We start from the raw sequence: 12,257 nt of genomic DNA, 5'->3' as shown, positions 1-12,257 counted from the left end.
CTTAACCTTGGCGCATGCCCCGATACGAGTTCCGCTGCCGCACCTGTGACGACACCTTCGAGATCGACCGGCCGATGGCCCGTTCCGGCGAGCCCGCGAGCTGCCCCGACGGGCACGACGACACGGTGAAGCTGCTCTCCGCGGTCGCCGTCGGCGGTACGGCTACGGGGGCGCCGCGCGCCGCAGCCTCCGGCGGCGGGGGCTGCTGCGGGGGCGGCTGCTGCGGCTGATCCCGTCCCGGGGCCTGCCCCCGTGCGGGGTGCGAAGGCCGGCGTCCGGGCCCGCCCTCAGGTGCCGAGATAGCGCAGGACCGCCATGACCCGGCGCGAATAGCCGGCCGTCCGGGTCAGCTCCAGCTTGTCGAAGATCGCGTTGATGTGCTTCTCGACCGCGCTCTGGGATACGTACAACCGTTCGGCGATGGCGCGGTTGGCGTGTCCTTGGGCCATTTCCGCCAGGACCTCCCGCTCCCTGGGCGTCAGCCGGGCCAGCGGGTCCGTCCTGGTGCTGCGGGCCATCAGCCGCCGGACGACCTCCGGGTCGAAGGCGGCCCGGCCGCGCCCCACCCGGTCCAGTGCGTCGAGGAACTCCTCGATCTCGACGACCCGGTCCTTCAGCAGATAGCCGACGCCCCGGGACTCCCCGCTCAGCAGCTCGTTGGCGTATCTCCGCTCCACGTACTGCGAGAGCACCAGCACCCCCACCTCGGGCCTGCGGCGCCGGATCTCCAGCGCAGCCCTCAGCCCCTCGTCGGTGTGCGTCGGGGGCATCCGGATGTCCGCGACGACCACATCGGGCTCCCCTGCCTCGACCGCGGCGAGCAGCGCCTCGCCGTCGCCGACGGCCGCGACGACCTCGTGGCCCTCCTCGGCCAGCAGCCGGACGAGTCCCTCCCGCAGCAGGGTCGAATCCTCGGCGACGACTATGCGCACGGCAGCTCCGCGGTGATGGTTGTGGGTCCGCCGGGCGGGCTGTGCACCGCGAACCGGCCGTCGAGAGCGGCGACCCGGCGCGCCAGCCCGGTGAGTCCGCCGCCGCCCGGGTCGGCGCCGCCGCGGCCGTCGTCCTCGACGACCAGCCCGAGCATGCCCACGCCCCCGGCCCCGTTCCGATCCCGGTCCCGGTGGACCCGGACGCGGATCCGGGTGGCGTCCGCGTGCTTCACGACATTCGTCACGGCTTCCGAGACGACGAAGTACACCACTGTCGCGGCGCGGCGTGCGGGCGGCCGGCCCCCGTCGTCGTAACCGAGGTCGACGGGGAGCGGGCTGCGCTCGGCGACACTCTCCAGCGCCACGGACAGCCCGGCTTCGTCGAGTACCGCCGGGTGGACCCGCCACGCGACCTCCCGCAGTTCGGCCAGCGCCCGCCGGTTCTCCTCCTGGGCCTGGAGGAGGAGGCGCCCGGCGCGTTCGGGGTCGGTGCTGCGGCGGGCCCGGCCCAGCAGGATCCCGAGGGCGACGAGCTGCTGCTGGACACCGTCGTGGAGATCGCGTTCGATCCGGCGCCGCTCCTCGTCGACGGCGTCGACGACCTCGGAGCGGCTGGTGGCAAGCTCGTCGATCCGGCGCCGCAGGGCCTCGTGCGGTCCGGGGCCGAGCACCCGGCGGACGAGTCCGGCCTCCAGCAGAACCGTGCCGTAGACGCCCTGGGCGGTGAGGACCAGCAGGAACGCCCCGAGGAGCCCGGTTCCGATCGCCTCCAGCGGATAGTCCACGAGGATCACGAACCAGCCGACCAGCCCGACCAGGAACCAGAACAGTCCGGTCGCCATCAGCCCCAGGACCATTCCGCCGAGGAGGCCGAGTGGGATGCGGTACAGGGTGTAGCGGAGCGCGTCCGCCGGCGGGTAGCCGGCCGGCGGCAGGATTCCGTAGAACGTCTCCAGCCTGCGCAGCTCGGCACCGGCCATCCCGGCGCCGACGGCGGTCAGCGGGCGCAGGACGGCCCGGCGGGCCCCCGGCAGGGCAAGGACCGTCAGGAGCGCCAGTCCGGCCGGTACGGCGGCGAGCAGGCCCGCCAGGGCGGTCAGCGCCCCGATCGCGAGGCCTGCGACGGCCCGCCCTCCACGGACCGCGAGCCGCCGGAGGGAGGCCCCGGGGCCCCGGAGGGCGGTGCCGGGGTCCCGGAAGAAGGTGCCGGGGTCCGGGAGGAAGGTGCCGGAGCGTACGGAGGCAGGAACGGGTCCCTCTGCCGCTGCAGCGCTTCCACTGCCGCCCGTGCCTTCAGGGGTCCCTGTGCGTCCAGTGCCGCCCGTGCCTTCGGCTCCTTCAGCGGTCCCCGTGCTTCCGGCCGTTTCCGGCTCCCCCGTATCCGCCACGCCCCCTCCGCCCCTCGCGTCCCACAGATCTGTCGGATCCGTCACAGCTTGCCCGGATCCCTCCCGGCCCTGGCCCCGCCCCGCTTCCGGCTCTTCACCCTAGCCAGCGTGACCCCGCCGGCACACTGCGGTAAACCGCAGGTCAGTCTGTGGGGGGCTTCAGACTTTCTTCAGCCGGCATTCATTACCTTTGATACATGGACCCCATGATCGTGACCGCCGCCGCGCCGATCGAGAGCAGTGCTCCGGGCTGGATCAACAGCCTCATGGACACCCTCGGCGCACCGGGTGCTGGCATCGCCATCGCCCTGGAGAACCTCTTTCCACCGCTCCCCAGTGAAGTGATTCTTCCGCTCGCCGGCTTCGCGTCCAGCACGGGTCAGATGAACCTCGTCGCCGCACTGATCTGGACCACGATCGGTTCGGTCGTCGGCGCGTGGGCGCTGTACGGGGTAGGGGCGGCGCTCGGCCGCGACCGTACGGTGGCCATCGCGTCCAAGCTTCCGCTGCTGAAGGTCTCCGATATCGAGAAGACGGAGGCCTGGTTCATCAAGCACGGCCCGAAGGCGGTCTTCTTCGGGCGCATGATCCCGATCTTCCGTTCGCTGATATCCGTCCCCGCCGGGGTGGAGCGGATGTCGCTCCCCCTGTTCCTGGGGCTCACGACGCTCGGCAGCGCGATCTGGAACACCGTCTTCGTCATGGCCGGGTATCTGCTCGGCGAGAACTGGGAGTCCGTGACGGGGTACGTCTCCACCTACTCCAAGCTCGTCCTGGCCGGTGCCGTCCTCGCGGTCGTGGGGTTCTTCGTGGTCCGGCTGCTGAAGTCGGGGTCGGGCAGCCGCCGCCGGGCCTGAGGAAGCAGGCGACCGCCACCGGACCCGGGCGGACGGAGCCAGCGGAAGACGGCCGCAGACCGGAACGGACTGAGCGGGAGTACGCGGCGGTATCGGGAGTACGCAGCGGTATACGGAGAAGGGGTCGTCCCTCGGGGGGACGGCCCCTTCTCCGCTGGCCGCCCGGCGCTACGGCGCCAGGAACCTGCGCAGGATCTCCTCGCCCGCCACAACCCCGGTCTCCGCCAGTGCCGTGACCCGCGGTCCCGACCAGCCCGCCGCCGCCAGCTCGCCGTGCCCCGGCCGCCATGCCCGGTCCGCCGCCAGCAGCAGATCCGCGTCCAGCAGAGAGTCCCCGGCCGCGAGGATCTCGCCGGTGCCCGCCCGCCGGGCCACCTCCCGTACCGCCGCGCTCTTGGTCAGCGGCTTCGGTACGGCGTAGATCTTCCGGCCCTGGAGGGACACGGACCAGCCCCGGGGCTCGGCCCAGTCCGCCAGCTCCTTGGCCCAGCCCTCGGGCAGCTGCGCCCGGTCGACGACGAGATAGGCGAACAGATCCTCGGCCACCCGCTCCTTCAGCACCCACGCGGGGTCGGCGGCGGCCAGCAGATGGGCCCGGACCTCGGCCAGCGGGGCGCATTCGCCGTCCAGGCGGGCGGCGACGGCCCGCTGCCACGCGGGGTCGGAGACACCGTCGACGAGGATGTGCCCGCCGTTGGCACAGACCGCGTAGGCCGCCGGCGGGCCGGGCAGCCTGATCCGTCCGTACTGCTCGCGGGTGCGGGTGGTGGTGGGCACGAACACCGTCTCGGCGGCGACCCGCGCCAGCAGCCCGGCCGCGGTCTCGGTGACGTACGACAGCGGTCCGGCCCGGTAGACCTCGACGCACAGCAGCCGGGGCGCGAGCGCGTCGGGGCCGGTGAGCTGGAGGGCGGGGGCCGAGTAGATCAGCGTGCGGTCGAGGTCGCTGGCGACCAGCCTGGCGGCGGGTGCGCCGGTCACGGGGCGGTCACCGCCTTGCCGTCGGCGCCGGTGGCGCCTCGGGTGTAGCGGGGGTGGATCAGCCCCACACAGGTGTACGGCAGCCGGTCGACCTCCTCGACGGGCACACCCCGCTGTTCCGCCAGGAGCCGCACATGGTCGAGGTCGGGTCCGGCTCCGGCGCGGGCGAGGATCTTCCACGGGACGCGGCGCAGCAGCACCCGGGTCGTCTCGCCGACCCCCGGTTTCACCAGGTTGACGTCGTGGATGCCGTACTCCTCGCTGATCCGCTCGACGGCGGCCCAGCCCTCCCAGGTGGGGGTGCGGTCGCTCGACAGCAGCTCCTTGACCTCGATGGCGACGGCGGCGGCGACCTCGTCGAAACGGGCGGCGACGGTGTCGACGAAGTGGGTGGAGACGTCGGAGCCGAGCAGTTCCCGGTAGTACTTGGCGCCGTGGTAGCCGTCCGGGCCGACCAGATCGGCCCGCAGGACGGTCCGCGATATCAGTCCGGAGACGGTGGAGTTGAGGCAGGCGGAGGGGATGAGGAAGTCCTCGCGGGTGCCGTAGGTGGCGACACAGCTCCCCGGGTCGGCGAGGACCGCGATCCGCGGGTCGAAGCCCTCGGACTCCCCGATGGCGGCGGCCAGCTCGCGGGTGATCGCGCCCTTCCCGGTCCAGCCGTCGACGAAGACGACGTCCGCCGGGTCGTGGTGGTCGCGCAGCCAGCGCAGCGCGTTGGCGTCGATGCCCCGGCCCCGGACGATGGAGACGGCGTAGTGCGGCAGGTCGAGGCCGTGGCGCTGCCGGGCCCAGCGGCGCATCAGGATGCCGACCGGGGTGCCGGCCCTGGCCAGGGAGACCAGGACGGGCCGCGGTGAGCGTTCGGCGAGCACGGTCTCGGTGACGGTGCCGACCGCACGGGCGATCCGGACGGCGGATTCGTCCAGGGCCCGCTGGAAGAGCCGCTGGTAGTCGGCGCTGGGCTGGTACTCGACCGGCAGCGATTCGGCGTAGTGGGCGCCGCCGTTCTGGATGGCCTCCTCGCGCTCCTCGACGGGGGCTTCGAGCCGGGTGTCCGACAGGTCCTGGAGCAGCCAGCCGACGTCGTCGGGCGCATAGGACGAGAAGGCGGGGCCGCGGAGCGGCTCGGCGAGCATGGATGCCCTTTCCTGGACGGCCGGGGGTACGGGGAGATGGCTGGGGACCACGGCGAGCAGTACGTGCGGGGTGTGCGCGGCGAGCGCGGCGAGCAGCCCGTCGGGGGCGTGCAGCGCGGGTGTGTCGGCGACCGAGTCGACGACGGCGACGACCGCGTCGAAGCCGCCGCCCGCGACGTTGTAGGCGTAGCGGTCGCCGGGGCCGTCGGCCGGGTCGTCGTGGGCGGGGAAGGTGATCCGGGTGCGGATGGCATAGCCCGGGTCGTCGACGGCGAGTACGGGTGACCGGGTGGTCGTCGAATAGCGCACCTCGGCGTCGAGGGCGCTCTCCAGGGCGGTGGCCAGGCGCAGGGGCGCGTACATCAGCTCCTCGAAGCCGAGGACGAGCACACGGCGCCGGGTGCGGCCGGGGGCCGGGGCCGCAGCGGGGGCGGCGGAGTCCGGTACGGCCGCGGGGACACCCGGATCCCCTACCACCACAGGGACACCGGGGGCCGGGGCCGCAGCAGGGGCGGCGGAGTCCGGTACGGCCGCGGGGGCACCGGGATCCCGTACCACCGCGGCCAGCGCGTCCGTCAGAGCCTCGGCCAGTCGGGGCAGAGCCGATTCCAGGGTCCGGCGGTGGGCCGGGAGGAAGCCGTGCCGGCCGCCGTCCGGGAGGCCGTCCGGCCAGGGCAGCTCCACCCGGCGCACGGCCCCGGGCGCGGTGCCGTCCGGTCCGGGCGCGGTGCCGTCCGGCGCCGACCAACGCTCCACCAGGGCCCGGCCCTTCTCCAGGACACCCTCGGGGAGGGTGACCGTGCCCGAGGCGAGGGCGATCAGGTCGACGCGGGCGCCGAGCCCCGCCGCGAAGGCGGTGAGCCGCTCCCGGTCGGCCGGGGCGCGCATATCCACCAGGGCGACGATGACATAGCGGTCGCGCGGATAGCGCTCGTGCAGAGCGCGGACCGTGTTGAGGACGGTGTTGCCGGTCGAGAACTCGTCGTCGACCAGGACCAGCGGACCGGCCCCGGCCAGCAGCTCCGGGTTCTCCGGCAGCAGCAGATGGGATGTGTGGTGGGAGTGGGACTCCTCGAAGCCTCCGGCGGCCGCGACACCCGGCACCGGACGGCGGGTGGAGTGCAGATAGGGGGCGAGGCCCAGGCCGTCCGCGACCGCGTGGCCGAGCCCGGTGGCGGTCTCCGCATAGCCGAGGACGACCGCCTTCGCGGCCTCCTCGTCGCCGAGCAGCGCCCGGACCCGGGCGCCCAGGCCGTGCCCGGACCCGTACACCAGGGCCGGTGACTGGGGGACGTGCTTGCCGAGCACGTTGGAGACGAGCAGATGGGCCCGCTTCGGGTTGCGGCGCAGCGCCAGTCCGAGCAGGGAACGCAGCTCCTCGTCCCCGTCGAGCCCGACGCCGAGCCGCTCGGCGACCCATCGTCCCGACCACACCATCGCGTCCGATCCCTCCGTCACCGCGTTCTCCGCCGCCTTGGCCCTGTGTGCCGTACCCGCCATGCCCGGTATGTTCGTCCTATTCGACTTATCTGGTCTGCTCGCCGCGTCCCCGCCGGTGCGCGGCGCCCCGGGACCGGTCATGAAGCGGAGTGCCCGGCCGTGAGCAGCTCCACGAAGCCGACGTCCTCGCGGGCCACACCGAAGGCGGCGGCCCGCAGCAGGGTCCGCTCGGCCCAGGCCCGGTGCGGCTTCACCTCGTTCATCTTGTTCGTGTACGCGGAGCGCATCACCCCTCCGCCGCCGCGCTCCGGGCGGAGGATGTCCTGGGCATCGCTGAATTCTTCGTGGCTGACCACGGAGAGTGCGTGCACGGGCAGAACGTGCGAGGGGTGGATGCACGTCTTGCCCATGAGTCCGTTGGCGCGGTCCAGTTCGATCTCCCTGAGCAGTCCGTCGAGGTCGTGCTCGATCAGGGCGGTGCGCAGTTCGTCGGCGCGGCCCTCCATGAAGGGGCTGCGCCGGAGCTGGGGTTTGAACATCCGCTCCTGGAGGCGGAAGTACTCCCAGACGGGGCCGGTGACGGTGTAGCCGGTGCCGTCGGCGCGGCCGAGGACATTGACGACGTCCGCGATCACGGCCGCCACGATCTGGACGTCGTAGGCGGTCATATCGGGCGAGCGGCGCAGTCCGTACGCGGAGCAGAAGTCGGTGACCCCGAGCCGCAGGGCGAGCACCCGGTCGCGGTATTTGTCGACGGTGGCGGCTATTCCGCCGAGGGTCCGGCGGCGGGTCTCCAGATGGAGCAGCTCCGGGGACTCCAGGACGGGCATGGCGAACAGCCGGTGGCCGCTCGCCGCCTCGGCGGCGGTGAGGGCCTCCAGAAAGGGGGTGCCGCGCTCCTCGGTGAACTTCGGCAGTACGAATCCGGACACCAGGCGAATGGATTCTCCGAACCGTCGAGCCAGATCGGGGATCTGCGAGGGCTCCCGGACGCGGATGAACAGCAGGGGTGGTTCCGCGCCGGCCGCGGCCCGGGCGTCGAGATCGGCGAACTGCCGGACGAGGTTCTCCTCGGCCGCGGGCACCTCCGCGTCGTCGATGGAGTCTTCCAGGCAGACGACCATCGAGACGACACCGGCCGCGACCTGCTTGAGGACATCGTCGGCGAGGCGGGGGCGGGTGGCCGGGCTGTAGAGGGTGGCCCCGAGGGCGGCGGCGAGGATCCCGGCAGGGGAAGCCGCGGTGAATTCGGCCGGTTCACGGTGGAACAGGCGCTGCCGGACGGCAGGCGAGAGCTGTCCGAAATGACGCATCAAAGTCCCCCGTACTGGATGGCGGCCCGCCGGAACGACGTGGCCGGTAATAGTACGTACGAAAGGGTGACGGCGGTTCCCCGACCCGGTGAACGCGGGGTAACGCGGAGTGGTCGTCCGTTCCGTCCGGCGCGGCACCCGGGCGGGACGGACGCCTGCCGTCCGAAGGCCCTTCCGGCCGCCCCGGAGGCCCTTCCGGCCGCGGTGGAAGCGCCTCCTCCGGGAGCCGTACCGGTCCGTGGAAGGGCCCCGGTATGGGCGGTCCGGCCGGGGGCCCGCATTGTCCGCCCGGCCCCGGGGGAGGCAGGATGGCGGGCATGACGCACGCGATGGTGAAGGGCTCGAACTGTGCTCTGGACGCCCCGGCCGTACGGGCGGTGCTGCGGTGGACCCCGGGGACGGGGGTGCCCGATGTGGACGCGTCCGCGCTGCTGCTGGGGGCGGACGCCCGGGTCAGGACCGACGAGGACTTCGTCTTCTACAACCAGCCACGGCACCCTTCCGGCCTGGTGCGCCGGCTGTCGAAGAAGCGGGTCGGGGAGCATCTGACGGACACCGTCGAGGCGGATCTCGCCGCGCTGGACGGCTCGGTCGACCAGATCGTGCTGGCCGCCTCCTCGGACGGCGACACCTTCCGGCTGGTGACCGATCTGCGGATCGCGCTGTACGACGCTTCGACCGCGGACGCGGGTGCGGAGCCGCTCGCGGTGTTCGACGTGATGCCGGAGACCGGCGCGGAGAACGCGATCATCTGCGGTGAGCTGTACCGGCGCGGCGACTCCTGGAAGTTCCGGGCCGTGGCCCAGGGGTACCCGACCGGTCTGGTGGGGCTGGCCACGGCCTTCGGGATCTCGGTGGACGAATCCGAGCCGGCCGCCGCCGCACCGGGGCCGGAGCCGGGGACCATCGCCCGGCCGGCGGTTCCGCAGGCACCGCCGCCCCCGGCCGGACCGCCGGCCGCGAGGCCCGCCCCCGCCCACCGGGTTCCGGCCCGTACCCCCGGCGTCCCCGGCGGGCAGGAGTTGCGGATGCCGCCGATGGGTCCGCAGTTCCTCCGGGTCTGAGGGGAGCCGGGCGGGGCGGCCGGGCGGCCGCGCCGGGGAGTTGTACGGCCCGTGGCGGCCCGGACCGGCGGAGGGCGCCCGGCACCGGGCCCCGGCACCGGTCGCTGCGGTGTCCCGTGCGCAGGGTCCACGGGGGCCGCGGCCCCCGCTTCCGGTGACGGTCCGGGCGACCGGCACGGTCTTCCGCCGGACGGGCGGGGCCGGCGGCTCCCCCGGCCCTGCGGCCGGGTCGCGGCACTCCCCCCGGGCCACCACCCGGGGAGGCCCCCGCCGTGCCCCGAGGGCACGGCGGGAGAGTGTGCGTACCGGGCCTCGCGGGCCGGGCGGGACTCCACGGTGACGGCCCGGTCCCGGTTCTATGCCTTGGTCTTGTAGCCGCGACCCCATTGGAGACCCCATCCGTACAGCCGGTCGAGCTCTGCCTGGAAGCCGTAGACGAACTTCACCTCGCGGCGGACGATCATCTGGCCCTTGACGTTCTCCATGCTGAACACGGCGCAGGAGCGGGCCTGCGGTGCCCGTTCGTCGAGTTCGACGATGACCCGGGGGCCGCTGCTGGGGTAGAGGGTGACGATGGCGTGCGTACGGTCGAAGGCCGGGGTCTGGTCGTAGATGTAGACGAAGAAGAGCAGTCGCTTGATCTCCGCATGATGGTCCAGATTGACGTAGATCGTCTCGCCGGAGCCGGAGCCGAACCGGTCGTCGCCGCTGCCCTTGACGTACGGCGGCTCGTTGGTGGAGCCGAGGAAGCCGCCGAGCGGCTGGACCACGCCCTTGGTGCCGTCGGCGAGTTCGTACAGACAGCCGAGGTCCAGGTCGACGTTGACCATGCCCTGGGTATGGGCCTGGACCACCTCGGGCTGGAAGAGTTTGAAGGGATGCCGGAAGAGCTGTCCGCTCTGCCGGGAGCGGCCATCGATGTCCGAGGTCCGCATCCGCCAGGACAGGTTGACCCGCAGATGGCCGGTGGCCGCGCCCTGTTCGGTCAGGGAGACCGAGGGTCGCCGTTTGGTCAGGGCTATCGCGTTCGCCGCCGCGGTGCCCAGGTCGAACTGGTCCGACCGGCCCCGCAGGAGACCGTCCCAGAAGGCCATGTGTCGCCACCCCCAGTGGTGTGTCGGTGGGCCCCTCGCCCACGAACCGTCCGATGAACCCTTCGTCCCCGCTCTGCGCGCCGGCCGCCGCCCCCTGGCGGGCGCTGCGCGGGGCGGCCCCGGGACCCGAGCCCCGGGGCCGCCCCGCAGAGAGCGTTCCGCAATACTCCGGCCGTCACACCCCGGCTTCGGAGTGTGGCCGGGCCTTTTCGTCCTCGGCGGCCAGCCGCCTGTTGCGCTGGACGGAGGACCAGAAGGACCAGCCGATCAGCACCACACCGATGAGACCGGTGATGATCTCGTTGATCTCGAAACGGATGGTGATCAGCAGGATGGTGGCGAGCGCGCCGATGGCGTAGTGCGCGCCGTGCTCCAGGTAGACGTAGTCGTCGAGGGTGCCCTGGCGGACCAGGTAGACCGTCAGCGAACGGACGTACATGGCACCGACGCCCAGCCCGATGGCCATCAGCACGATGTCGTTGGTGATGGCGAAGGCGCCGATGACCCCGTCGAAGGAGAACGAGGCGTCGAGGACCTCCAGATAGAGGAACATGAAGAAGGCGGCCTTGCCGCCGACCTGGAGGGCCGTGACCCGCTTGCCGCTCTTGCGGGCGGCCTCCTCCGCCTCGTGCTCGCGCTCCTCCTGCTCTTCGAGTTTGTTCTCGAAGTAGCCGGAGAGACCGCCGACGACGAGGTAGGTGATCAGACCGGCGATACCGGAGAGCAGTACGGTCTCGGTCTTGTCCTGCGGTCCGCTGTGGGTGTGCGCCTCGGGGGCCAGGAAAACCGCGCTGACCAGCAGCACGATCAACGAGATACAGACCGACAGCATGTCGACCTTGCCGAGCTTGGCCAGCGGGCGCTCCAGCCGGCCGAGCCACTTGATGTCCCGGTCCTCGAAGATGAAGTCCAGGAAGATCATCAGCAGGAACATGCCACCGAAGGCGGCGATGGACGCATGGGCGTCCGTGACCAGCTGCTCGTACTTCTCCTTGTCGTTGAAGGCCAGTTCGACGGCCTCGACGGGGCCGAGACTGGCCGAGACGGCGACGATCACGACCGGGAAGACGAGCCGCATACCGAAGACGGCGATGAGAATGCCGATGGTGAGGAAGATGCGCTGCCAGAAGGCGTTCATCTTCTTCAGAATTCCGGCGTTGACCACCGCGTTGTCGAACGAGAGCGAGATCTCCAGGATGCAGAGGATCGCCACCAGACCGAAGGCGGTCCATCCGTCGTAGAGAACCGCTGCGGCCAGGCCGAGCGCGGTTACCGCGAACGACCAGCCGAACGTTTTCAGAACCACTGCTACCCAATCGTGTTAAGTGGGGGTCCCCCGAAGCCCCCCGGGCAGCCCGTGGGAGGGTTCTCCCCGCACAGCCAGGGCGAGTTGACATTCCGCCCCGCCCCGTGCGCGGCTTTACGAAACATTGACCCCGAAGTCTAGAGCGATGCCCCGCAGGCCCGATGCGTACCCCTGGCCGACTGCACGGAACTTCCACTCGGCGCCGTAGCGGTACAACTCGCCGAAGATCATCGCAGTTTCGGTGGAGGCGTCCTCGCTGAGGTCGTACCGCGCGAGTTCCTGACCGTCGGCCTGATTGACCACCCGGATAAAGGCATTGCTGACCTGGCCGAACGTCTGACCCCGGTGATCCGCGTCATGGATGGAGACCGGAAAGACGATCTTGTCGACGGCGGGCGGCACCTGGCTGAGGTCCACGATCAGTGATTCGTCGTCACCGTCGCCCTCGCCCGTGAGATTGTCACCGGTGTGCTCGACGGAACCGTCGGGGCTCCTGAGGTTGTTGTAGAAGATGAAGTAGTCGTCCCCCATCACCCGGCCGCTGTTGCACATCAGCGCGCTGGCGTCGAGGTCGAAATCGGCCCCGGTGGTGGAACGCGCGTCCCAGCCGAGCCCGATGAGCACCTGGGTCAGATTCGGTGCGGCCTTGGAGAGGGAGACATTGCCTCCCTTGGCGAGTGTGACGCCCATGATCTTGTCCTCCCCAGAAGACGTATGTCGGCCCTGCATGCCCCTGCCCCGCA

The 12,257-nt window shown here is 71.7% G+C and carries 11 protein-coding genes; 3 read left to right on the top strand and 8 right to left on the bottom strand.

Annotated features, from left to right (window positions below; genetic code table 11):
* Positions 1-14: 14 nt before the first annotated feature.
* Positions 15-230 carry a zinc ribbon domain-containing protein gene (locus ACIQ9E_RS21105; RefSeq protein ID WP_403709167.1) on the top strand — a complete coding sequence of 72 codons (216 nt, stop codon included), beginning with the start codon at positions 15-17 and terminating at the stop codon, positions 228-230.
* A 57-nt stretch (positions 231-287) separates the two neighbouring features.
* Here ACIQ9E_RS21105 and ACIQ9E_RS21100 read toward each other — a convergent pair whose 3' ends face one another.
* Entirely contained in the window at positions 288-932 is a 645-nt protein-coding gene (locus ACIQ9E_RS21100; protein WP_403709165.1) for a response regulator, read from the bottom strand.
* Positions 923-2,320 carry a sensor histidine kinase gene (locus ACIQ9E_RS21095; protein WP_403709163.1) on the bottom strand — a complete coding sequence of 466 codons (1,398 nt, stop codon included), beginning with the start codon at positions 2,318-2,320 and terminating at the stop codon, positions 923-925. The genes ACIQ9E_RS21100 and ACIQ9E_RS21095 overlap by 10 nt, the downstream gene beginning before the upstream one ends.
* A 206-nt stretch (positions 2,321-2,526) precedes the next feature.
* On the opposite strand from ACIQ9E_RS21095, the gene ACIQ9E_RS21090 reads away from it, so the two are divergent.
* On the top strand, positions 2,527-3,177 hold the full coding sequence (locus ACIQ9E_RS21090) for a DedA family protein (RefSeq protein ID WP_366262971.1): 651 nt from the start codon (positions 2,527-2,529) through the stop codon (positions 3,175-3,177).
* Positions 3,178-3,345: 168 nt separating this feature from the next.
* On the opposite strand, the gene ACIQ9E_RS21085 is transcribed toward ACIQ9E_RS21090, so the two are convergent.
* From ACIQ9E_RS21085 to ACIQ9E_RS21075, 3 genes are all read right to left on the bottom strand, one after another.
* Positions 3,346-4,158: an HAD family hydrolase gene (locus ACIQ9E_RS21085; protein WP_403709161.1), complete on the bottom strand. Its 813-nt coding sequence runs from the start codon at positions 4,156-4,158 to the stop codon at positions 3,346-3,348.
* A complete protein-coding gene (locus ACIQ9E_RS21080; protein ID WP_403709159.1) occupies positions 4,155-6,797 on the bottom strand; it encodes a phosphoribosyltransferase in 2,643 nt (880 codons plus the stop codon). The genes ACIQ9E_RS21085 and ACIQ9E_RS21080 overlap by 4 nt, the downstream gene beginning before the upstream one ends.
* A 77-nt stretch (positions 6,798-6,874) precedes the next feature.
* Positions 6,875-8,050 (bottom strand): HpcH/HpaI aldolase/citrate lyase family protein, encoded by a 1,176-nt coding sequence (locus tag ACIQ9E_RS21075; protein WP_403709157.1) that lies wholly within the window; start codon positions 8,048-8,050, stop codon positions 6,875-6,877.
* Between the two features lie 317 nt (positions 8,051-8,367).
* On the opposite strand from ACIQ9E_RS21075, the gene ACIQ9E_RS21070 reads away from it, so the two are divergent.
* Positions 8,368-9,114, top strand: a complete 747-nt coding sequence (locus tag ACIQ9E_RS21070; protein ID WP_403709155.1) for a TerD family protein — start codon at positions 8,368-8,370, stop codon at positions 9,112-9,114.
* A 356-nt stretch (positions 9,115-9,470) separates the two neighbouring features.
* Here ACIQ9E_RS21070 and ACIQ9E_RS21065 read toward each other — a convergent pair whose 3' ends face one another.
* The 3 genes from ACIQ9E_RS21065 to ACIQ9E_RS21055 form a co-directional block, all read right to left on the bottom strand.
* Positions 9,471-10,208: a Tellurium resistance gene (locus ACIQ9E_RS21065; RefSeq protein WP_403709153.1), complete on the bottom strand. Its 738-nt coding sequence runs from the start codon at positions 10,206-10,208 to the stop codon at positions 9,471-9,473.
* A 175-nt stretch (positions 10,209-10,383) separates the two neighbouring features.
* Entirely contained in the window at positions 10,384-11,514 is a 1,131-nt protein-coding gene (locus ACIQ9E_RS21060) for a DUF475 domain-containing protein (RefSeq protein ID WP_403709151.1), read from the bottom strand.
* Between the two features lie 114 nt (positions 11,515-11,628).
* The gene (locus ACIQ9E_RS21055) at positions 11,629-12,204 is read right to left on the bottom strand and encodes a TerD family protein (protein WP_403709149.1); all 576 of its coding nucleotides are present in this window, start codon (positions 12,202-12,204) and stop codon (positions 11,629-11,631) included.
* Positions 12,205-12,257 lie beyond the last annotated feature (53 nt).

The organism is Streptomyces sp. NPDC094448 (assembly GCF_044763775.1).
Lineage (GTDB): Bacteria > Actinomycetota > Actinomycetes > Streptomycetales > Streptomycetaceae > Streptomyces.
The sequence above is the reverse complement of the archived record's forward strand: the minus strand, read 5'-3'. Positions and strand labels throughout refer to the sequence as shown.